Raw genomic sequence first — 22,459 nt, forward strand, 5'->3', positions numbered from 1 at the left:
GCGGCCCGAATTAGACTCGGAGGGCTATGGCATCCACCCCGATCATCGTGAGTCCCTCCGGTTCTGTGCCGCCCGCGCGCGGCGATTCCGCGCGCCCCGACGCCGACCTCCTCGAGGGGCTCAACCCCCAGCAGCGCGAGGCGGTCGTCTACCGCGGCCCGGCGCTGCTGATCGTCGCGGGCGCCGGATCCGGCAAGACCCGCGTCCTCACGCACCGGATCGCGTCGCTGCTGCGCGGGCGCGAGGCGTGGCCCAGCCAGATCCTCGCGATCACGTTCACCAACAAGGCAGCCGGCGAGATGCGTGAACGCGTGGCGCAGCTGGTCGGCAATGCGTCGCAGGGCATGTGGATCTCCACCTTCCACTCCGCGTGCGTGCGCATCCTCCGGCGCGAGGCCGAGCAGTTCGGCTTCACCAAGTCGTTCACCATCTACGACTCGGGCGATTCGCGTGCGCTCATCAAGCGGCTCGTCAAAGAGCACGAGGCGGATGCCTTCGGTCATTCGCCGGCGAGCGTGCAGAGCCGCATCTCCAAGCTCAAGAACGAGCTCGAAGACGCCGAGTCGTTCGCGCGGCAGGCGAACATGTCCGACCCCGCCGAGCGGGTGTTCGTCGAGGTGTTCGGCGACTACCAGCGGGCGCTGCGCAAGGCCAACGCCTTCGACTTCGACGACCTGATCGGCCAGACGGTCTACCTCTTCCGGGCGTTCCCGCATGTCGCCGACGTCTACCGCCGTCGCTTCCGGCACATCCTCGTCGACGAGTACCAGGACACCAACGCGGCCCAGTACGCGCTCATCCACGAGCTCACCCGCCCGGTGCAGGGCCAGGCGCCCGAGCCGTTCGAGCAGGGCGGCATGATGATCTTCGAGCCGGAGCCGCAGGGCGGCGAGCAGCTGCCCGGGGCATCCCTCACCGTCGTCGGCGACTCCGACCAGTCGATCTACGCGTTCCGCGGCGCCGACATCCGCAACATCTCGGAGTTCGAGCGCGACTTCCCCGGTGCCAAGGTGGTGCTGCTCGAGCAGAACTACCGGTCGACGCAGAACATCCTGGATGCCGCGAACGCCGTCATCCGCAACAACTTCGACCGCAAAGACAAGAAGCTGTGGACCGACGCGGGCGCCGGCGCGAAGATCGTCGGGTTCACCGGCTACTCGCAGCACGACGAGGCGCAGTTCGTCGCCGAGGAGGTCGAAGCGCTCCATCGCGCCGGCCTCGCGTACAGCGACATGGCGGTGTTCTACCGCACCAATTCGCAGTCCCGTGCGCTCGAAGAGATCTTCATCCGGTCCGCCGTGCCGTACCGCATCATGGGCGGGACGCGCTTCTACGAGCGTGCCGAGATCAAGGACGCCCTGGCCTATCTGACTGCGGTCGCGAACCCCCTCGACGACATGGCGGTGCGTCGCATCCTCAATCGCCCGCGGCGCGGCATCGGGGATGTCACCGAGTCCGCGATCGCCCGGTATGCCGACAGCGAGGGCATCTCGTTCCGCGATGCGCTGGCCAATGCGTCGGCGCTCGGCGTCGGCCCGAAGCTGCAGGCCGCGATCGCGCAGCTCGACGCGGTGCTGGCGGAGGCGTCCGAGGTGATGCTGCCGGCCACCGGAGAGCTGGCTTCGCCCACCGCGGTGGCCGACGGCCTCGCGATGCTGCTGGAGAAGAGCGGGTACCGCCAGGCGCTGCGTGCCAGCAAGGACCCGCAAGACGAGGCCCGTCTCGAGAACCTCGACGAGATGGTGGCGGTCGCCCGCGAGTTCGCGCGCAACAACCCCGAGGGCACGGTCGTCGACTTCCTCGCCGAGGTGGCCCTGGTCGCCGACAGCGACGACCTCGATGACGAAGCCGGCCAGGTGTCGCTCATGACCCTGCACACGGCGAAGGGTCTCGAGTACGAGGCCGTGTTCGTCACCGGTGTCGAAGAAGACCTGATCCCGCACCGGATCTCGGCGAACGAGCCGGGTGGTCCCGCCGAAGAGCGCCGGCTGTTCTACGTGGGGGTCACGCGTGCCCGCAAGCGGCTGCACCTGTCGCTCGCGATGACCCGCGCCCAGTTCGGCGAGATCTCGGTGGCGATGCCGAGCCGGTTCCTGCAGGAGATCCCCGCCGAGCTCATCGACTGGCGGCAGTCGCCCGGTGACGTCAACGGGCGCGGCGGCACCCAGTCACGCGCGCTGAACGCCCGCGGTCAACGCAGCGGATCGGGCAACTGGAACTCGCGCCTGCGGCACGACGACCCGCCCGCCCTCAAGCCGCGCTCGACGTCGCTGGAGAAGTTCCCCAACCGCATCCCCGCGAAGGTCCGCGACAACGGCGACATGGTACTCGCCGCCGGCGACCGGATCCGCCACGAGGACTTCGGCGAGGGCAGGGTGGATGCCGTCACCGGCGAGGGCGCCAAGCGCGTCGCACACGTGCGGTTCGACACCGCCGGCGCCAAGAAGCTGCTGATCAAGATCGCCCCCATCGAAAAGCTCTGAGACGCGGCTCGACCAGCCTCCCTTTTGCTGATAGGAAGATCGCAGCGCACGATCCATCTCTCGTGCCGCGGCCCAGGTTCGGCGGACCTCGGCGCAGATCGTGATCGTGGAGGCGAAGCGTGGGGTCATCGGTGCGGCCGACGGTGGGGAAGATCTCCGTCTCGGCGGTCATGGTCGGTGTGCTGCTCCTGACCGGGATCGGGTCGGCGCAGGCCGCGGGGACGACGGGAACAGCGAGCATGTCCGGACGCGTCACCGACCAGGTCACAGGAGACCCGATCGCCGGTGAAACGGTGTCGGCGTCCTCGCCGTACTACCGCAACGGCTCCGCGGTCACCGACGCCGACGGAAGGTACACGATCTCCGGGTTGGATGCCGGGTCGTACACCGTCAAGTTCTCCGGGGATGCCACACACGCGGTCGAGTACTGGAAGAACCAGGTCGCCAGGACCACGGCGACCCCGGTTCAGACCACCTCGGGCGCCACAGTCGGCGGCATCGATGCCGCGCTGCCTCGGGCGGCGACGGTGGCGGGGCACGTCACACGATCGGATACCGGGGCCCCGGTGCAGGGCGTGTATGTGACCGTTTCCGATTCTGACGGCGTCGTCACCGGACGAGACACTGCAGCCGATGGCAGCTACAGCCTTCCGGGCATCCCGCCCGGGACATACACTGTGGAGTTCGAGGATGACTGGTACTCAGCACCGCCTGGTCAAGACCTCGTGCGACAGTACTGGCACGGCACGGACTCGACGGTCAAGATCGCCCCGCTCACTCTGGCTCCCGACGAGACGCGTTCTGACATCGATGCTGTTCTGGTGCCGGCGGCCCACATCAAGGGAACCGTTTCGGAGGCGGACACAGGTGCACCGGTCCCGTACGCCGATCTCACTGTCTCCGGGCCCGACAGCGCATCCGGCGGCACGACCGACGCGAACGGTCACTACGACATCGGCGGGCTCCTGGCCGGTCCGTACACCGTCACTGTGCGGCCCCGACGCACGACGGGCGTCGCAAACGATGCGCTCCCAGGCTCCGGTGCAGTGTCGGTCGACACCGGGGAAGCATCCACCTTGGACATCCCGCTGGCGTCGGGCGGCCATATTTCGGGATCGTTCGCGATCGAGTACCCGACGATTCCGGGCGATTGGGCGCGCGTCACCGCGTTCCGGCTGGTCGGATCGAGCTGGCTCACACAGGAGGCGGATGCTGTTCCGCCCTCTTTCACGCTCGGTGACGGCTATGGAACCGGGGCGCTGCCGCCCGGGCAGTACATCGTCAAGTTCGAATACACGCAGCGTTGCAGCAAGTATTGGGACGGCGCGTTCACCCAGGCTACGGCGAAACGGATCACCGTGACCGCGCACCATACGGTGAGCAATATCGCGGCGTACCTGACCCTCAGGTGCACCAATCCGGCCATTGGACCGGGCGCTGTCGGCATCTCGGGTGTTCCCGCGGCCGGAGCGAAGCTGACCGCCTGGACGACGAGTTGGAAACCGGACGCCGTCGCCTTCACATATCAGTGGTACTCGGTTTCCGGCACCACCTCCACCGCCATCAGGGGCGCGACGGGCCGTACCTTCACGCCGACCTCCGCCCAGGTCGGCAGGGGGATCAAGGTCGTGGCCCGCGGAAAGCTGCCCGGGACTGCGTCGGTCTCTCGCACCTCTGCGGTCACCAAGAGAGTCGCCGCCGCCGCGGTTCCGACGATCAGCGGCATCCGTGCGGTCGGCTACCGGGTCACCGCCGTCCACGGCAGCTGGACAAGCGGGACGACGTTCTCCTACTCGTGGTACGCCGACGGCTCCTACATCCCGGGAAGCTCCGGCGCGACGCATGCCTCCCTGACTCTGACGACGGCGCAGCGCGGCAGGCAGATCTCGGTTCGAGTGACGGGGTCGAAGCCCGGTTACGCGACGGTGTCGAAGACGAGTGCCCGCACGGCGAAGGTGGCCCAGACGGCGGCGCCGACGATCACCGGCACCCGCGCCGTCGACGACGTGCTCACCGCCCACCCGGGTGTGTGGACCGCTGGCACGAAATTCGCGTACCGCTGGTACGCGAACGGTGTCGTGATCCCGGGCGCCACGGTCTCCACGTTCAAGGTCACATCGGCGCAGCGGGGCAAGGCGATCAAGGTGGTCGTGACCGGCCTTCTGACCGGGTACGCGACGATCTCCCGCACCTCGGCCCCCACGGCGCGCATCACCTAACCCCTGCGTTCACCGTCACCGGCAAGATCTCGGTTCCGGCATCCGCGTCCGCCGCGCGTCCCGAGGTGCGCCTCATGGTGGCGGACCAGCCCACGGGATACTCCCGATGGAAGGATGCCGATCCCGAGCTGACCGCGGTCGCGAAGTCCGACGGCACGTATTCGATTGCCGGCGTTCCGGCGGGCACGTACACCGCCTACTTCGACGACAGCGCATGGTCGGGCGCGGTCGCGCCCCAGTACTACGGAGGCACGCCCAACATCAGCCTCGCGAAGCCCTTCGTCGTCGGCTCGGCGGCGACGACCACGGTGAGCGCGACGCTCGCGCGCGGCGCGTCGGTGTCGGGGAAGATCACCGACTCATCCGGCAAGCTCGTTCCCGACTCGGCGGCTCGGGTGGCACTGAAGCTCACCGTCGACGGCAAGACCGTCTGGCAGTGGGGTGCGATCCCGACGGACCCGACGGGGACATTCTCCGAGAAGGGTCTGCCCGCGGGCACGTACGCCGTCGGGTACGCCGCAGACGTGGGTTTCGCCGACAGCTACTACGGCGGCGGCCATTCGTTCGACACCGCGACGAACTTCGTGCTCACGGCGGGGTCCTCCAAGACCGGGGTGAACGGTGTCCTGCTCAGGCTGCTCACGGCGCCCACCCCGACGATCACCGGTACGCGGTCGGTCGGCTCGACGCTGACGGCGCACGCCGGCGCCTGGACGACCGGGGCCGCGCTCACGTACCAGTGGTTCGCGAACGGCGTCTACATCACCGGCTCGACCTCCACGCATCCCACCCTCGCGCTGACGGGCGCGCAGAAGGGCAAGCAGATCTCGGTGAAGGTCACCGGAAAGAAGTCCGGCTATGCGGCGGCGTCGCGTACGAGCGCCCGCACGGCGAAGATCGCGCTCACCGCGGTCCCGACGATCACCGGGATCCGGACCGTCGGGTCGACGCTGACGGCGCACCCCGGCACCTGGACGGCCGGCACCGTCTTCACGTACCGCTGGTACGCGAGCGGGGTCGCGATCTCCGGGGCGACGCAGCCGACCGTGACACTGACCTCCCTGCAACGCGGCAAGACGGTCAAGGTCGTGGTCACCGGGTCCGATCCCGGATACCAGACGATCTCGCGGGCCTCGGCATCCACCGCCGCGATCGGCTGAACCGGACCGCTCCGTCTCGTTACCCCTTGCGGCCACGGGTCGCAGGGGTCTATACATATCCCAACATCAACAGAACGCCGCGCTGCTGGGGAGCGCACGGCACGAACAACCGGGGAGTCTTCATGAGGATTCGTGCCATGCGCAAGACCGGGATCGGCGTCCTCGCCGTCGGAGCGCTCGCCGTCTCGCTGCTCGCGATCGGCGGATCGCAGGCGGCGGTCGCCGCGGACTACGCGACCATCTCCGGAACGGTGAGGGCGGATGACGGCGGCGGCACGCTGACGTACCCGTACGTCGAGCTGTACAAGAAGTCCGGAACGACCTGGAACTTCTACGACTCGACCTCCGGCGGCACCAACGGGACGTACCACTTCCAGAACATCGCGACCGGAACCTACACCCTCGTCTTCGCGGCACAGCACGGCGACAACTACGTCAGCGAGTGGTGGGACAACAAGCCCAGCCAGGCGACGGCCACGACCATCGCGGTCAGCAACACGATCGGCAGCGTCACCCACCTCACCGCGGACGCGAGCCTCGCCACCGGCGCGACGATCTCGGGTCACCTCACTGTTCCGGCATCGACGTTCACGGCCGACCCCTACATCTCCCTCCTCCAGCCGGACACGAGTCAGGGCTACAACGGATGGAAGTACGCGGGTCTCTGGGCGGACCCGGCGGAGGACGGCAGCGGGAACTTCACGATCGCCGGCATCCCGGCCGGCACCTATTCCCTGTACTTCGGTGATCAGGCGGCGCAGAGCGACTTCGCTCCGCTGTACTACAAGTCGGGAGGCGCCGGGAACGGGACGCCGAACGACTGGCAGGCATCCTCTGTGGTGCTCACGGCCGGGCAGGCCGTGACGGGCATCAACGTCACGTTCACGCATGGCGCGACGGTCACCGGCAAAGTGACCGACTACGCCGGCACGGCGATCTCAGGCGTCAAAGCCACCTTCTGGCGCCAGACGAGCCTGGTCATCGGGGGAGCGCAGCAGTGGGAGCCGTGGGCGGCGACCACGGGCACGACCGGGACGTTCAAGGCGCTCGGACTGCCGGCCGGAACGTACGGCCTCGAATACACGAAGACCGGATACACGACCGTCGAGTATCTCGGCGGCGCGACCTTCACGCTCGGCTCGGGCCAGGCGAAAGCCTTCCCGACCCTGAAGATGTACAAGAAGCTGACCTCGTCCGTGCCCACCATCTCTGGCACCAAGAAGGTCGGGTACAAGCTGACCGCGAACCACGGCACCTGGACGGCGGGCACGTCGTTCTCGTACGCCTGGTACGCGAACGGGGTCTACATCTCGGGGACCTCCGGTCCGACGCATTCCACGTTCACCCTGACGTCGGCGCAGCGCGGAAAGAAGATCACGGTGAAGGTGACGGGCAAGAAGGCGGGTTACACGACGCTGACGCGCACCAGCGCGGCCACCGTCGCGATCCTCTGACCGCGCACGTTCGGCACACGGCCGAGACCGACGTAGGCTCGTGACATGGCTCTCTTCTCGAAGCGCTCGTCCGCGTCCGAAGACCCCCGCGACGTCACCGCCGACGCCGCCGAACCCGCGGCGGATGCCGCGCAGGCGTCCGAACCGCAGGCATCCGCACCCGAACCCACGCCTGAGGTCGGGATCTCGGTGTCGGCGTTCGACGGCTTCGGCTCCTCCGCCCCGGCGCCGTCGGCGGGCGACCCGCACGGCGACGAGGAACCCGCGGTCGCCGCCCCGACCGCCGCGGCACCGCTCGACGGCGCACCGCCGGCTCCGCGCGAGACCCTCGCCGGCCTTCCCGACAACGTGCTGCTCGAAGACGCGCTCGGCGCCCTCGACGAAGATCCCCAGCCGCACGAGCTGATCGGCGTGGCCCGCCAGCTGTTCCAGGGCATGGTCTACCTGCGCGTGCAGGGCAACGCCGAAGAGATCATGGGCCGCGGCGACAACCTGCCGCTCGCGATCGCGAGCCGCGACGACGGCGAGTTCCTGCTGGTCTTCTCCGGCGGCAAGGGCATCGCCACCGCCGTGCAGCAGGACGGCGAGCAGGAGTCCTCGGCGATGGGCCAGACCGGCCCCGCCGTGCTCGAGTACGTCCTCGCGAACCAGTTCGCCGGAATCATCCTCGACCACGGTTCGGCGCCGGCCTCCGTCGTGCTGCCGCGAGCACTGCTCGAACAGGCGTACACCGAGCGCGACCCGAACGGCACGATCAAGACGCTGCTCAGCGGCCCGCGCACCGCCGAGGTGCGGGTGGCGGTGGCCGAGGCGCTGGCCACGTCGCCGCTGTGGGTGGCCGCGAACCGCGAGTCGGAGGATGCCGAGTGGGGCATCGCCCAGTCGCACAGCCCCTCGGGCGAGCGCATCCTCGAGCTGTTCTCCCACCCGCTGGAGGTCGTGGCGGTCGGCCGCGGCGACCAGCCCGCGCAGATCCCGGGCCCGCAGCTGGCCGAGATCCTCGTCGGAGACGAAGACCTCGCCGGCGTCGTCGTCGATCCGGCCGGGCCGTGGATGCTCCTCACCCGCGCCGAGATCGCCCCGCTCCTGGCACTCGCGACGAGCGACTGACCCACGCACGCTCATGACGAGGGTCATCGCCGACATCTCCGTCTCGCTCGACGGCTTCGTCACCGGGCCGGATGCCGGCCCGAGCAACGGCATGGGCACCGGCGGAGAGGCCCTGCACGCGTGGGCATTGTCCGGTGACCCCGACGACCAGCGCCTCCTCGCCGAAGGCACCGTGCGCACCGGGGCGGTCATCCTCGGCCGTCGCCTGTTCGACGTCGTGGACGGCCCCGACGGCTGGAGCGACGAGATGGGCTACGGTGCCCGCGAGGTCGGTCGCCCCGCGTTCATCGTGCTGACGCGGGAGCCGCCCGCCGAGGTGCGCCTCGCGCACCTCGACTGGGAGTTCGTCACCACCGGACTGGTGGATGCCGTCGCCCGGGCGCGCGAGCGCGCCGAGGCCGCCGAGGCCCTGGCCGGCGAGGAGCGCCACGTCGTGCTGATGGGCGGCGGCGCGACCGTCGGCTCGGCGATCGCGGCCGGTCTCGTCGACGAGCTCACCCTGCACGTCGCCCCGGTGCTGTTCGGCCACGGCACGAAGCTGTTCACCGGCGGCGAGCCGGCGCGCACCCTGCGGCAGCGCAGCGTCATCGCGACCTCGACGGCGACGCACCTGACGTACGACATCCTGCCCGGCTAGCCTCGGAGCATGGCCTCCGAGCGCATCACTCTGACCATTCCCGGCCCCGACGGCGACCGCGAGCTGGGACTCTCCAGCCCGAACCGGGTCATCTGGCCGGAACTCGGCATCACGAAGCACGAGTTCGTCGAGTATCTGCTCGCGGTGTCCGGTCCGTTCCTCGCTGCGAACGGCGACCGCCCGGTGTCCCTCGAACGGTTCGGCGAAGGCATCGACGGCGACAGCTTCTTCTCCAAGAACCCGCCCAAGGGCGCTCCCGACTACGTGCACGCCGTCAGCGTTCGCTACAACAGCGGGCGCCGGCATCCTCAGCTCGTCCTCACCGAGCCCGCCGCTGTGGCGTGGGCGGCGCAGATGAACACGATCGTGTTCCACCCGTGGGCGTCGCTCACCGCGAACACCGACAACCCGGTCGAGCTGCGCATCGACCTCGACCCGCAGCCCGGCACCGCGTTCGCCGAGGCCGCCGCGGTCGCCCCGGCCCTGCGCGACCTCCTCGCCGAGGCGGGGCTCACGGCCTTCCTCAAGACGAGCGGCAACCGCGGCATCCACGTCTTCTGTCCGATCGAGCCGACGCACGAGTTCCTCGACGTGCGGCACGCGGTGATCGCCGCGGGCCGTGAGCTCGCCCGCCGGATGCCGGACAAGGTGACGGTGAACTGGTGGAAGGAGGAGCGCGGCGAGCGCATCTTCATCGACTTCAACCAGGCCAACCGCGACCGCACGATGGCCGGGGCGTACAGTGCCCGTCCGCTGCCCACCGCGACGGTGTCGACGCCGATCACCTGGGAGGAGCTGGATGCTGGCGTCGACCCGGCATCCTTCACCGTCCGATCCGTGCCGCAGCGCCTCGCCGACCAGGGCGACCCGTGGGCGGAGTTCGGCGCGAAGCCCGGCCGCATCGACACCCTGCTGGAGTGGTGGCAGCGCGACCTCGACGACGGACTCGGCGAACTGCCGTTCCCGCCGGAGTTTCCGAAGATGCCGGGGGAGCCGCCGCGCGTGCAGCCGAGCCGCATCAACCCGGAGAACTGGCCGAAGTCCGAGGACTGAACCGCCGGCTGTCTGCGCGCACGAGTGCAACACCTGGATTCACGTGTTACACTCGCGCCATGCCCACGCTCCGCGCCCGACACATGATCACCGAAACGGACGAGATCCGGGCGGCGATCGACGAGGCGGCGGCGTTCTGGCCCGACGCCGCGGGCAACCGTGCCGAGCTGGTCCGTCGTCTCCTCCTGCAGGGCGCGCCCAGCGCGCTCGAGACCGAGACCCGGCGCCGGATCGCGTTCCTCGCGTCGGTCGACGACGCGGCAGGGAGCATGCGCGGGGTGTACCCGAATGATGCCGCACGAAGCCTGACCGAGGAATGGCCGGACTGAGCGTGGGGGGAGTCGTGCCCCGGTCGGCGGTCGTCGACGCGGGTGTCCTGATCGCATTCCTCGACCCCGACGACGCGCATCACGACTGGGCCGTGCGCGTGGTGCGGACGCTCGGACCGGGACAGGCGCGGATCACGGCCCTGACCCTCGCCGAGGCGATGGTGCACCCGGCGATGGCGGGGAGGGCCGAGGAGGCGCGGGCCGGTGTCCGGAGCCTGGGGGTCGACGTGCTCCCCCTCACCGACGACGACGTGCTGCCGCTCGCCGGGCTGCGGGCATCCTCGCGGCTGCGGATGCCGGACGCGGTCGTGCTCCATGCGGCGATACGCGCGTCGGCGGCGGTCGCCACGACCGACCGCTCGCTTGCCCGGTCGGCCGTGGGTGCGGGTCTGCCGCTCTATGCGCCGTTCCGCGTCCTCGCGCCCGGCTGAACGCCGAGCCGCTACTCCAGCACGTCCGCCAGGTCGTACGCGTTCACGACCTCGAGCTGCGCGTACGTGCACGAGCGCGGCTCGCGGTCCGGCCGCCAGCGCAGCAGCTGCACGGTGTGCCGGAAGCGCCAGCCCTCCATCTGGTCGAACTTCACCTCGAGCACCCGCTCCGGCCGCAGCGGCACGAACGCGTTGTCACGGCCCGACTGGAACCGGGACGCCTCGCCCTGCGCGGTCACGATCTGCCCGTCGGCATCCCGCTCCACGAGCGGCTCCAGCTCGTCGATCAGCTCGAGCCGGCGCTTGTCGGTGAACGCGGAGACGCCGCCCACCGGCACCAGGGCTCCCTCGTCGGTGTACAGGCCGACGAGGATCGACCCGACGCCCTGCCCCGACTTGTGCACGCGGTACCCGAGCGCGACGACGTCGGCGGTGCGCGAGTGCTTGATCTTCAGCATGGTGCGCTTGCCGGGCGAGTACGGGGCATCCAGCGGCTTGGCGACGACCCCGTCGAGCCCCGCGCCCTCGAACTGCTCGAACCACTTCATCGCGGCATCCGGGTCCTGCGTGGTGCGCGTCACGTGCACCGGGTGCGGCACGTCGCCGAGCAGTTCCACGAGCCGTGCCCGGCGATCGGCGAAGGGCTGCGCCTGCACGTCCTCCTCGCCGACCGCGAGCAGGTCGAAGGCGATGAACATCGCCGGAGTCTCGGCGGCGAGCTTGGCGACGCGGGATGCCGCCGGGTGGATGCGCTGCGACAGCGCCTCCCAGTCCAGGCGCTGCGGGTCGCCGGTCGGGACGACGATCTCCCCGTCGATCAGGCACGGTTCCGGGAGGAGCGTGCGGAAGGCCTCGACGAGTTCGGGGAAATACCGGGTGAGCGGCTTCGCACCGCGGCTGCCGATCTCGACCGTCTCGCCGTCCCAGGCGACCAGCCCGCGGAAGCCGTCCCACTTGGGCTCGTAGCTGTAGCCGGGGCCGGCCGGCACCGCGGTGACGGCCTTCGCCAGCATCGGCGCGGGGATCTCGTACATCAGGATGCCCGTGCGAGTCGTGCGCGCCGGATCCATTTGATCAGTTCGATGACCACCGGCACCACGAGGGCGAGGCCGAGGGCGGTCACCCACTCGCTCCCCGAGAGGGCGACGGTTCCGACGAGCTGCTGCATGAACCCGACCTCGACGGCGACGACCGTGAGCAGGGTGGGGATCGACAGCCACTTGACGGCGGAGAGGATCGGCGCCGAGAGCCCGGACTCGGGGTCGCGACGCATCACCAAGCCGCCGAAGATCGAGCCGAGGGCGGCGACGACGAACGCCATGGTGACCGGCATGTTCGCCTGCGTGGAGCTGAGCTGGTCGGGGTGGATCAGCAGCGGAACCAGGGTGACGATGAACAGCAGACCGCCGTAGACGAACCAGAGGATCACCGCGGCCCGGTTGGCGATCGTCTTCTTCGGGTCACGCGGCGGACGCTGCATGATGCCGTCCGGCACCGGGTCGAGGAGGATGACGATCACCGGGAAGATGGCGACGAAGAAGTTGAGGAACAGCACCATGATGGGGGTCAGCGGCACCCCGTGGTTGATGTTGAAGATGCTGGCCACGAGGAACAGCAGCACGAGGGAGAACAGCTGCGACATCTGGAAGCGGACGTAGCTGACGATCTTCTCGTAGATCGAGCGCCCCAGGCGCACCGCGGTGACGAGCGTGCCGAAGTTGTCGTCGACGAGGATCATCTTCCCCGCCTGCTTGGTCACGTCGCTGCCCGAGCCCATCGCCACGCCGATGTCGGCCTGCTTGAGGGCCGCCGCGTCGTTGACGGCGTCGCCGGTCATCGCGACCACAGCGCCCTGCTCCTGCATGAGCTTGGCCAGGCGCAGCTTGTCCTCCGGGGTCACCCGGCCGAACATGTGCAGCCGCGGGAGCGCCGCCTTGAGTTCGTCGTCGCTCATCGCCTGGATCTCGGCGCCGCTGGCGGCACCCTCGCCGAGGCCGAGCTTGGCGCCGATCGCGGCGGCCGTGATGGCGTGGTCGCCGGTGATCATGCGCACCTCGATGCCGGCTTCCCGGGCGATCCGCACCGCCTCCTTCGACGAGGGCCGCAGCGGGTCGATGATGCCGACCAGCCCCACGAAGGTGAGCTCCTGCACCGCCGCCATGGGGTCGTCGGTGATCGGCGCGCCGGGGGCGAATCGGCGCACCGCGAAGGCGAGCACGCGCAGACCCTGTTCGGACAGCGAGCGGTTGGCGGCGAGGATGTCTTCGCGCAGGCCCGCGATCGGCACCACGCCGTCGGTGGTCGCCACCGACGTGCACCGGTCGAGCACCACGTCCGGGCCGCCCTTGACGTAGCCGACCAGCGTGTCCGCGCCGTCGACGGGGATCTGGTGGAAGGTGGCCATGAACTTGTACGCGGAATCGAACGGCACCTCCGCCACCCGCGGGAACCGTCCGCGGGTGAGCTCGGCGTCGGCGCCGAGCTTGGCGGCCAGCACGACCAGCGCCGCCTCGGTCGGGTCACCGATCACGTCGCCCTCGTCGGACACCGTCGCATCGCTGCAGAGGGTCAGGCCCAGGGCGAGCTGGGCGAAGTCCGGAACGGGCAGACCCGCGGTGTGCCGCACTTCGCCGGTCTTCTCGTAGCCGCTGCCGGCGACGGTGAACCACTCGCCGCGGTAGTAGAGGGTCTCGACCGTCATCTCGTTCATCGTGAGAGTGCCGGTCTTGTCGGAGTTGATCGCGCTCGTGGCGCCCAGCGTCTCGACGTCGGTGAGGTTCTTCACGACGGCCTTGTGCTCGGCGAGCTGCCGGGAGCCGTACGACAGCATCGCCTGCACGAACGAGGGCATGCCGGTGGGGATCGCCGAGATCGCCATCGAGATGCCGAGCAGGATGACGGATGCGATCTCCTGGCCGCGCAGCAGACCCGTCACGATGATGACCGCCACCGCGCCCCAGGCGATCCAGCCGAGGACGCCGGTGAGCGAGTCGAGCTCGCGCTGCAGCGGCGACTTCGCGGGCTTCACGGCGGAGAGCATCGACGCGATGCGGCCCATCTGGGTCTGCATGCCGGTGTCGGTGACCACCACGGCCGCCGTGCCGCGCGTCACCTGCGTGTTCTGGAACACCATGTCGGTGCGGTCGCCGAGCGTGGTGTCGGGGTCGGGCAGCGTGCCCGGGTCCTTGGCGATCGGGGCGCTCTCGCCGGTGAGCGCCGCCTCCTGGGTCTCCAGGGTCGCCGAGCGGAGGATGCGCCCGTCGGCGGGCACGATGTCGCCCGCCTCGAGCGAGATGACGTCGCCCGGCACGAGGGTGGTGGCATCCACCTGCACGAGCGAGCCGTCCCGGACGACCTTCGCCTGCGGGATCTGCATCTTCGCGAGGGCATCCACCGACGCCTTCGCCTTCATCTCCTGCCGGGTGCCGAGCACCACGTTCAGGATGACGAGGGCGCCGACGAGGAGCCCGACGGAGACCTGGTTGATGAACAGGCTGATGATCGCGACCGCGACGAGCATGACGTTCATGGGGTCGGCGAGCTGGCGCAGGGCGACCTGCCAGACCGACGGCGGCTTCTCGGCCGCGATGGCGTTGGGACCGTGGTCCGCGAGACGCTTGGCCGCCTCCGCCGCGGTGAGCCCGCGGTCGCGGTCGCTGGTCAGCGCGGCGACGACGGCATCCGCATCCTGGGCGTACCAGGGGGTGTCGGCGGGCTTGTCGGGGGAGGTCTCCACAGAGCTCATGCGCTAAACATACAGGCGCCGGGAGCCCGCCAGGCGGCCGATCCGGGCCGCCTGCTCAGGTCAGGCGAACGCGCTCATCCCGGTGATGTCGCGGCCGAGCAGCAGAGCCTGCACGGACTCCGTCCCCTCGTAGGTGTGGATCGCCTCGATGTCCGCGAGATGCTGCATCACGCGGTTCTCGAGCAGGATGCCGTTGCCGCCCAGCAGGTCCCGCGCGACGGATGCCACACGCCGCGCCGCGCGCGTGTTGTGGTACTTGGCCAGCGACGCCTGGGTGGGGCGCAGGAGGCCCTGGAGCTCGAGGTCGGCGAGGCGCCGGCAGTACAGCTGCATCGCGGTGAGCTCGTCGAGCATCTGGGCGAGGCGCTCCTGCACCATCTGGAACTTCGCGAGCGGCTTGCCGAACTGCACCCGCTGCGTCGCGTAGGCCAGTGCGGCCTCATAACAGGCCGTCGCGTGCCCGAGCGCCGACCAGGCGACGCCGGAGCGGGTCGAGTAGAGCACCGTCGAGGCGTCCTTGAACGAGTGCGTGCCGGGGAGCACGGCATCGGCGGGCAGCTCGACGTCGTCGAGCACGATGTGCGCCTGATGGATGCCGCGCAGGGCGACCTTGCCGGTGATGATCGTGCCGCGGTAGCCGGGGGAGTCCTGCGGCACGAGGAAGCAGCGCACCTGCCCGTGGTCGGGGTCGCCCTCGTCGTCCACGCGCGCCCACACGAACGTCACGCCGCCGGATGCCCCGTTGCCGATCCACTTCTTCGTCCCGCGCAGCGTCCACCCCGCGGTCCCCGAGCGCCGGGCCACCGTCTCCAGCGACACGGAGTCCGAGCCGTGGTCTGGCTCGGTGAGCGCGAACGCGGCGAGCACCTGCCCCGAGGCGATCGGCTGCAGCCAGCGCTCCTGCTGGTCGTCGCTGCCGAACAGGGCGAGGGTGCGCAGGGCGAGCCCGCCCTGGACGGCGAGCACGGTCCCCAGCGACCCGTCGCCGCGCGAGATCTCCATGCCCACGAGGCCGGCCGCGAGCGGCGACAGCGACGTCAGCGCGGGGTGCTGGATGCCGTCCACGACGAGATCCAGCTCGCCCATGCGCCGGGCGACGTCGAGCGGGTACTCCGCGGCATCCCACGCCTGCAGCATCCGGTCGCCGACCTCGTCGACGAAGGCCTTCGCCCGATCCCACGCGGCACGGTCGGCGTCGGGGAGGTCGGTGAAGACGGCGTAGTAGTCGGTGTCGAGGCGCTGCGTGACGTCGTACGCGGGCACGCGCTCGCCGGGGAAGGCGGTGTCGGTCATGCCGACCAGGGTACGCCGATGGGACTGAGTCTCGCGAATCGTGGGACTGGGTGTCAGCTGGGCAGGTTGCCCCGCAGGCGCCTCGCGACCTCGGCGACCGGCATCCGGCGCGGGAACACGGCGACGACGAGGTCGTCCGGAGATGACTCCGCGCCCTCGGCGACGCCGAACCGCTGCAGCGCCTCGTCGAGCGCCGCGCGCAGCACGGAGGCCGGCACCCGCTTGGTGCCGCGGATGAGGCGGCGCAGCACGTGGTTGTGGATCGCCGTCACCTCCGCGGCGAACGACACCGCAACGAGCGGGTCGAGTCCCGGCAGCGCCTGGCGCAGGTACTCGTCGAACAGACGCTCGTAGCGGAACACCGCGACGATCTCCCGGTCGCGCAGCGCCGGCACCTGCCGCACCACGGCGTAGCGCCGGCGGGCGAGCACGGGATCGGCGGCGAAGTGGCGGTACACCTTCAGGGAGGCCTCGCACACCGCCTGCCAGGGGTCGCTGTGCTGGCGGGCGAGATCGTCGCGGATCATCTGCAGGATCGCCTCGTGATCGGCGAACACCACATCCTCCTTGCCGCCGAACTGGCGGAAGAAGGTCGATCGCGACACCCCGGCGGCCTTGGCGATCTGCTCCACGGAGGTCTGCTCGAAGCCCTGCCGGTCGAACAGCTCCAGTGCCGCGACGACGACGGCGTCGTGCGCGGCCGACGATGCGGCGTCACTCATACAAGGAAAGATAACCCGTGCGCACCCGGATCCGTGCGTCCGTGCATGCTTTGCCTGGGACTGAGTCGCACCTACACTGAACCTCAGTTCCACGTGCCGATGATTCGGCATCCCTGCGAGGAGTCGATGATGACCACTGCACCCCCCTACCGCGCCCCCGTCGAGGACTACGCGTTCCTCTACGGGGAGGCTTTCGGACGCGACCTGCTCGAGCACTCCACCGGGGGTGCGCTGACCGCTTCCGACGCGGTCGACGTCATCGCCGCCGCGGGGGACTTCGCGGCATCCGTCCTCGCCCCTCTCGAGACGGTCGGCGACCGGGTGGGCGCGCAGCTGATCGACGGCGACGTCCGCCTTCCCGACGGCTTCGGGGACGCGTACCGCCGGTTCGTCGAGGCGGGCTGGGTGACCGCGGAAGCGCCCGAGTCCGCGGGCGGAGACGGCCTGCCGCGCGTGGTGAGCGCCGCCCTCGGTGAGATCTGGAACGCCTCGAACGCCGCGTTCGCGCTGTGCTGGGGACTCACGCAGGGCCAGATCCTCGCGCTGGATGCCGCGGCATCCCCGGCCCTGCGCGAGACGTACCTGACCAAGCTCGTGTCCGGTGAGTGGACCGGCACGATGAACCTCACCGAGCCCGACGCGGGCACCGACCTCGGTGCGATCCGCACCCTGGCCACCCCGCGCGGCGACGGGTCGTGGAGCATCCGCGGGCAGAAGATCTTCATCACCTGGGGCGACCACGACGCGGCCGAGAACATCGTGCACCTCGTGCTCGCACGCACCCCGGATGCCCCCGAGGGCGCGCGCGGCCTGTCCCTGTTCGTCGCACCGCGCGTCCTCGTGAACGCGGACGGAACGCTCGGCGAGCGCAACGCCATCACGACGGTGGCGATCGAGCACAAGCTCGGCATCCACGGCAGTCCCACCTGCCAGCTCGCGTACGACGACGCCACCGGTTACCTCGTGGGGGAGCTGCACGGCGGCCTGGCGGGCATGTTCGTGATGATGAACGCGGAGCGCTCGGCGATGGCGTTCCAGGCGACCGGCATCTCGGACCGCGCCCGCCAGCAGGCCGCCGCGTACGCCGCGGAACGCCGCCAGGGGCCGGTGCTCGGCCGGCCCGCCGGCACCCCGATCGCCGGTCACCCCGACGTGCAGCGGCTGCTGTCGTCGATGTCCAGCGACATCTTCGCGATGCGGGCGCTCGGCGTGCACGTCGCCGACCTCGCCGACCGGGCCGACGAGCCCGGTGCCGGCGCGCTCGCCGAGTTCTTCGTGCCGGTGCTCAAGGGGTGGGCCACGGAGGAGGCCCTGCGCATCACGAGCGATGCGATCCAGGTGCACGGCGGCATGGGCTTCATCGAGGAGACCGGTGTCGCGCAGCACTACCGCGACGCGCGCATCATGCCCATCTACGAGGGGACGACGGCGATCCAGTCGAACGACCTGGTGGGACGAAAGGTGCTGCGCGACGGCGGGGCGACCGCCGAGACGGTGTTCGCGCAGGTCTCGGCGACGGCCGGGCAGCTCGCCGCGACGGAGCACCCGACCGCGCACCGGATCGGCGTCCGGCTGCAGCGCGCCGTGGAGGCGTCCCGGCGCGCCACCGCGGACCTCGTCGCGTTCGCCGCGTCGCCGCGCGACGCGTTCGCGGTGAGCGTGCCGTACCTGATGCTGCTCGGCACGCTCGCCGGCGCGTGGATGCACGCCCTCGCGACCGTCGCGGTGCTCCGCCGCGGGGAGGCGTCCGAGCAGGATGCCGCCCGTCTCGCGTCGGCGGACTTCTACACCGCGCATCATCTGCCGCGCGTGCACGCGCTCGCCGAGACCGTGGCGGCCGGAGAGATCGCCTGACCCGGCCCGTTCATGAGCGGAGCCTGAATGCCCGCGTGCAAGCCCGCAAAATCACGGTAGTAGGCTGGGACCACGGCCGATTTGTCTTGATATCGAGATAACTTCTGCGGCCGGAATCCTGACATTCGCCGAAGCGAAGGAATGCACGTGGATCTCTACGAGTACCAGGCACGCGACCTTTTCGAGAAGTACGAGGTGCCGGTTCTCGCCGGCATCGTCGCCGACACTCCTGACGAGGTTCGCGCTGCCGCCGAGAAACTGGGCGGCGTCGTCGTCGTCAAGGCCCAGGTCAAGACGGGCGGTCGCGGCAAGGCCGGCGGCGTCAAGGTCGCCAAGAACCCCGATGAGGCCTACGAGGCCGCACAGGCCATCCTCGGCCTCGACATCAAGGGCCACATCGTCAAGCGCGTGATGGTCGCCGCAGGTGCCCGCATCGCCCGCGAGTTCTACTTCTCGGTGCTGCTGGACCGGGCCAACCGCTCGTACCTGTCGCTGTGCTCGGTCGAGGGCGGCATGGAGATCGAGCAGCTCGCCGTCGAGAAGCCCGAGGCCCTCGCCCGCGTCGAGGTCGACCCCGACCGGGGCATCGACGCCGCCAAGGCGCTCGAGATCGCCAAGGCCGCGAACTTCGACGACGAGACCGCCCCCAAGGTCGCCGACGTGTTCGTCAAGCTCTTCAACGTGTACAAGGGCGAGGATGCCACCCTCGTCGAGGTGAACCCGCTCGTGCAGACCGAGGACGGCGCCATCATCGCGCTCGACGGCAAGGTCTCGCTCGACGAGAACGCCGCGTTCCGTCACGCCGACCACGAGGCGCTCGAAGACAAGTCCGCGGCCGACCCGCTCGAGGCGAAGGCCAAGGAGCACGACCTCAACTACGTCAAGCTCGACGGCCAGGTCGGCATCATCGGCAACGGCGCGGGCCTGGTGATGTCCACCCTCGACGTGGTCGCGTACGCGGGCGAGAAGCACGGCGGCGTGAAGCCGGCGAACTTCCTCGACATCGGCGGCGGGGCATCCGCGGCGGTCATGGCCGCCGGCCTGGACGTCATCCTGAACGACCCGCAGGTCGAGAGCGTGTTCGTGAACGTGTTCGGCGGCATCACCGCGTGCGACGCGGTCGCCAACGGCATCGTCGGTGCGCTGAACACGCTCGGCGACGAGGCGAACAAGCCGCTCGTCGTGCGCCTCGACGGCAACAACGTCGACGAGGGCCGCCGCATCCTCGCCGAGTACGCCCACCCGCTCGTCACCCTCGCCGCGACCATGGACGACGGCGCCGACAAGGCCGCCGAGCTGGCGAACGCATAAGGAGCAACAGAGATGTCGATCTACCTCAACAAGGATTCCAAGGTCATCGTCCAGGGCATCACCGGCGGCGAGGGCACCAAGCACACGGCGCTCATGCTCAAGGCGGGCACCAACGTCGTCGGCGGCGTGAACGCGCGCAAGGCGGGAACGACCGTGTCGCACGTGGATGCCGCGGGCAACCCCGTCGAGCTGCCCGTGTTCGCGTCGGTCGCCGAGGCGATCGCCGCCACCGGCGCCGACGTCTCGATCGCCTTCGTCCCGCCCGCGTTCACCAAGGACGCCATGGTCGAAGCCATCGACACCGAGATCCCGCTGCTCGTGGTCATCACCGAGGGCGTTCCGGTCGGCGACACCGCCGAGGCCTGGGCCTACGCCAAGGCCAAGGGCAACAAGACCCGCATCATCGGCCCGAACTGCCCGGGCATCATCACCCCCGGCGAGTCGCTCGTGGGCATCACCCCGGCCAACATCACCGGGACGGGGCCCATCGGCCTGGTCTCGAAGTCGGGCACCCTGACCTACCAGATGATGTTCGAGCTTCGCGACCTCGGGTTCTCGACCGCCATCGGCATCGGCGGCGACCCGGTCATCGGCACCACGCACATCGACGCCCTCGAGGCGTTCGAGGCCGACCCCGACACCAAGGCGATCGTCATGATCGGCGAGATCGGCGGCGACGCCGAGGAGCGGGCGGCGGAGTTCATCAAGGCCAACGTGACCAAGCCGGTCGTCGGCTACGTCGCCGGCTTCACCGCACCCGAGGGCAAGACGATGGGCCACGCGGGCGCCATCGTGTCCGGGTCCGCCGGCACCGCCCAGGCCAAGAAGGAGGCCCTCGAGGCCGCCGGCGTCAAGGTCGGCAAGACCCCGTCCGAGGCCGCCGCCCTCATGCGCGAGATCATCGAGTCGCTGTAAGGCGCACCTCGAAGGCCCTGGGCCCCGGCATCCATCCGGGGCCCAGGGCCTTCGCGTCTGCCGGCGCCGAGAGCGCGGTGCATTCGCATCACCGACGACGGTAGCGTGTACGGAATGCGACTCGGGATCGACTTCGGAACCACGCGCACGGTCGTCGCCGGCGTCGACCGCGGCGTTCACCCCGTCCTGGAGTTCGAGGATCACGCGGGCGGCGCGCACGGGTTCTTCCCGACAGTGGTCGCGCTCGCGGCCGGGCGCCTTGTCTTCGGCTTCGAGGCCCTCGAGGCGGGTCGGCGCGGGGCGCCGGTGCTCCGCTCGTTCACGCACCTCCTCGGCGATCCGGTGCTGCAGGCCGACAGCACGGCATCCGTCGGCTCGCGCGAGGTGCCCCTCGTCGATCTCCTCGCCGCCTACCTCCGTGACGTCCGGGACCGGCTGCCGGTGGATCCCGGCGAAGTGGCCGTCTCGGTTCCCGCACACGCGCCCGACACCCGGCGTCACCTCACGCTCGAGGCTTTTCGCGCAGCGGACTTCGCAGTCGTCGCCACGATCGACGAGCCGTCGGCCGCCGCCTTCGAGTACACGCATCGGCACGCGCGCAGCCTGACGGCGCGGCGCTCGCAGATCGGCGTCTTCGACCTCGGCGGCGACACCTTCGACGCATCGCTGCTGGACGCGAGAGGCGGGCAGCCCGCCGTGCTCGAGACCCGCCGGGTGCCCCGGCTCGGCAGCGACGACTTCGACCGGATCCTCGTCGATCTCGTGCTCGCGCGGGTCGGAGCCTGGCGGGAGGCTCTCGAACCGGCCGTGCTCGAGAACCTCGAAGGGCAGTGCCGCGCCGCCCTGGAGCGCCTGACGCCCCAGACCCGGCGCATCGCCGTCGATGTCCACGGCGATCAGGTCGTGGTGCCCGTCGACGAGCTCTGGGCGGCGATCGGCCCGCTCGTCGAGCGGTGCCTCGCCGAGATGGACCCGCTGGTCGGCGTTCTGGATCGCGATTCCTCCGTGGCCGGCATCTCGCTCGTCGGCAGCGGATCGCGCCTGCCGCTGGTGTCGCGCCTCGCCCGCGAGCGCTACGGCAGCCGCGTGCATCGCTCGCCCCACCCATCCGCCGCGACCGCGATCGGGCTCGCGATCTCCATCGATCGCTGATCCCGTCCACACGGACGAAGCGCGACGCCGAGCATTCACTCGGACGGGATAATGTACGTTGGCAGTGGCGTGTCGCGGTGATCCGGCGTGCTGACGAGCAAGGAATGGAGCGCGGTAGTGGCCCAGACGGCATCCGCCCGCAAGGTGCAGCTCACCATCCCGCCTGCCGACACCACCATGAACGAGTGGCTGGATGTCCAGTACTCGGCGGCCGACTCCATCCGCAAGCTCATCCGCGAGTCCGTTGCGCGCGAAGGCTTCACCGACGTCGCCAACCGCCCGGTGCGCCCGCCGGCGAACCCCATCTACGTCGCGGAGGACTTCCCCGACGAGCCTCCCGCTCCGTCGGCCGAAGAGCCGGGCTCGGCGCGTGACGAGCCGGCCCCCGCCGCGAAGCCGGTGCGTGAGCCGTCTCCCGCCCCGAAACCGGTGCGCAAGCCGGCCCCCGCAGCCGAAGACGACGGGGCGGAGCCGCGTGCTGCCGCCCCCCGCACGGCAACGCCCAGGACTCGCCGAGTGCAGGCCGCCGACCGATCCGCGACCGACACCATCAACGACATCCTCGGTCTCTGACCCCTCCTTCCCTCTTCA

18 protein-coding genes are annotated in these 22,459 nt (G+C 70.1%); 14 read left to right on the forward strand and 4 right to left on the reverse strand.

What is annotated here, in order from left to right:
* Positions 1-26: 26 nt before the first annotated feature.
* From LK09_RS01470 to LK09_RS01510, 9 genes are all read left to right on the forward strand, one after another.
* The gene (locus tag LK09_RS01470; protein ID WP_039394648.1) at positions 27-2,483 is read left to right on the forward strand and encodes an ATP-dependent helicase; all 2,457 of its coding nucleotides are present in this window, start codon (positions 27-29) and stop codon (positions 2,481-2,483) included.
* Positions 2,484-2,602: 119 nt separating this feature from the next.
* A complete protein-coding gene (locus LK09_RS20460) occupies positions 2,603-4,702 on the forward strand; it encodes a carboxypeptidase regulatory-like domain-containing protein (protein ID WP_052226274.1) in 2,100 nt (699 codons plus the stop codon).
* Positions 4,703-4,776: 74 nt separating this feature from the next.
* The gene (locus LK09_RS21695) at positions 4,777-5,862 is read left to right on the forward strand and encodes a hypothetical protein (RefSeq protein ID WP_052226275.1); all 1,086 of its coding nucleotides are present in this window, start codon (positions 4,777-4,779) and stop codon (positions 5,860-5,862) included.
* 137 nt (positions 5,863-5,999) lie between these two features.
* On the forward strand, positions 6,000-7,316 hold the full coding sequence (locus tag LK09_RS21700; protein ID WP_052226276.1) for a peptidase associated/transthyretin-like domain-containing protein: 1,317 nt from the start codon (positions 6,000-6,002) through the stop codon (positions 7,314-7,316).
* Between the two features lie 45 nt (positions 7,317-7,361).
* Positions 7,362-8,426: an SseB family protein gene (locus LK09_RS01490; RefSeq protein WP_039394650.1), complete on the forward strand. Its 1,065-nt coding sequence runs from the start codon at positions 7,362-7,364 to the stop codon at positions 8,424-8,426.
* A gap of 13 nt (positions 8,427-8,439) precedes the next feature.
* The gene (locus tag LK09_RS01495; protein WP_039394653.1) at positions 8,440-9,063 is read left to right on the forward strand and encodes a dihydrofolate reductase family protein; all 624 of its coding nucleotides are present in this window, start codon (positions 8,440-8,442) and stop codon (positions 9,061-9,063) included.
* A 9-nt stretch (positions 9,064-9,072) separates the two neighbouring features.
* Positions 9,073-10,116: a non-homologous end-joining DNA ligase gene (ligD, locus tag LK09_RS01500; RefSeq protein ID WP_039394656.1), complete on the forward strand. Its 1,044-nt coding sequence runs from the start codon at positions 9,073-9,075 to the stop codon at positions 10,114-10,116.
* A gap of 59 nt (positions 10,117-10,175) precedes the next feature.
* The gene (locus LK09_RS01505; RefSeq protein ID WP_052226277.1) at positions 10,176-10,445 is read left to right on the forward strand and encodes a hypothetical protein; all 270 of its coding nucleotides are present in this window, start codon (positions 10,176-10,178) and stop codon (positions 10,443-10,445) included.
* A complete protein-coding gene (locus LK09_RS01510; protein ID WP_039394661.1) occupies positions 10,433-10,876 on the forward strand; it encodes a type II toxin-antitoxin system VapC family toxin in 444 nt (147 codons plus the stop codon). The genes LK09_RS01505 and LK09_RS01510 overlap by 13 nt, the downstream gene beginning before the upstream one ends.
* An 11-nt stretch (positions 10,877-10,887) precedes the next feature.
* Here the strand turns inward: LK09_RS01510 and LK09_RS01515 are convergent, their stop codons facing one another.
* The 4 genes from LK09_RS01515 to LK09_RS01530 are packed head-to-tail and all read right to left on the reverse strand — an operon-like array spanning position 10,888 to position 16,636.
* Positions 10,888-11,910, reverse strand: coding sequence for an ATP-dependent DNA ligase (locus LK09_RS01515; RefSeq protein ID WP_039395014.1), 1,023 nt, complete (start codon positions 11,908-11,910; stop codon positions 10,888-10,890).
* Positions 11,910-14,621: a cation-translocating P-type ATPase gene (locus LK09_RS01520; protein WP_039395017.1), complete on the reverse strand. Its 2,712-nt coding sequence runs from the start codon at positions 14,619-14,621 to the stop codon at positions 11,910-11,912. The genes LK09_RS01515 and LK09_RS01520 overlap by 1 nt, the downstream gene beginning before the upstream one ends.
* A gap of 60 nt (positions 14,622-14,681) precedes the next feature.
* Entirely contained in the window at positions 14,682-15,914 is a 1,233-nt protein-coding gene (locus LK09_RS01525; RefSeq protein ID WP_039394663.1) for an acyl-CoA dehydrogenase family protein, read from the reverse strand.
* A 53-nt stretch (positions 15,915-15,967) separates the two neighbouring features.
* Positions 15,968-16,636, reverse strand: a complete 669-nt coding sequence (locus tag LK09_RS01530) for a TetR/AcrR family transcriptional regulator (protein WP_039394666.1) — start codon at positions 16,634-16,636, stop codon at positions 15,968-15,970.
* Positions 16,637-16,765: 129 nt separating this feature from the next.
* Here LK09_RS01530 and LK09_RS01535 point away from each other — a divergent pair, with 129 nt between their 5' ends.
* From LK09_RS01535 to LK09_RS20475, 5 genes are all read left to right on the forward strand, one after another.
* The gene (locus LK09_RS01535) at positions 16,766-18,490 is read left to right on the forward strand and encodes an acyl-CoA dehydrogenase (protein ID WP_039395020.1); all 1,725 of its coding nucleotides are present in this window, start codon (positions 16,766-16,768) and stop codon (positions 18,488-18,490) included.
* 147 nt (positions 18,491-18,637) lie between these two features.
* Positions 18,638-19,801, forward strand: coding sequence for an ADP-forming succinate--CoA ligase subunit beta (gene sucC, locus LK09_RS01540; RefSeq protein WP_039394669.1), 1,164 nt, complete (start codon positions 18,638-18,640; stop codon positions 19,799-19,801).
* 12 nt (positions 19,802-19,813) lie between these two features.
* Positions 19,814-20,716, forward strand: coding sequence for a succinate--CoA ligase subunit alpha (gene sucD, locus LK09_RS01545; RefSeq protein WP_039394670.1), 903 nt, complete (start codon positions 19,814-19,816; stop codon positions 20,714-20,716).
* Positions 20,717-20,830: 114 nt separating this feature from the next.
* The gene (locus tag LK09_RS01550; RefSeq protein WP_052226278.1) at positions 20,831-21,868 is read left to right on the forward strand and encodes an Hsp70 family protein; all 1,038 of its coding nucleotides are present in this window, start codon (positions 20,831-20,833) and stop codon (positions 21,866-21,868) included.
* 117 nt (positions 21,869-21,985) lie between these two features.
* Positions 21,986-22,441: a hypothetical protein gene (locus tag LK09_RS20475; RefSeq protein WP_052226279.1), complete on the forward strand. Its 456-nt coding sequence runs from the start codon at positions 21,986-21,988 to the stop codon at positions 22,439-22,441.
* Positions 22,442-22,459: the final 18 nt, after the last annotated feature.

Source organism: Microbacterium mangrovi (genome assembly GCF_000802305.1).
GTDB lineage: Bacteria > Actinomycetota > Actinomycetes > Actinomycetales > Microbacteriaceae > Microbacterium > Microbacterium mangrovi.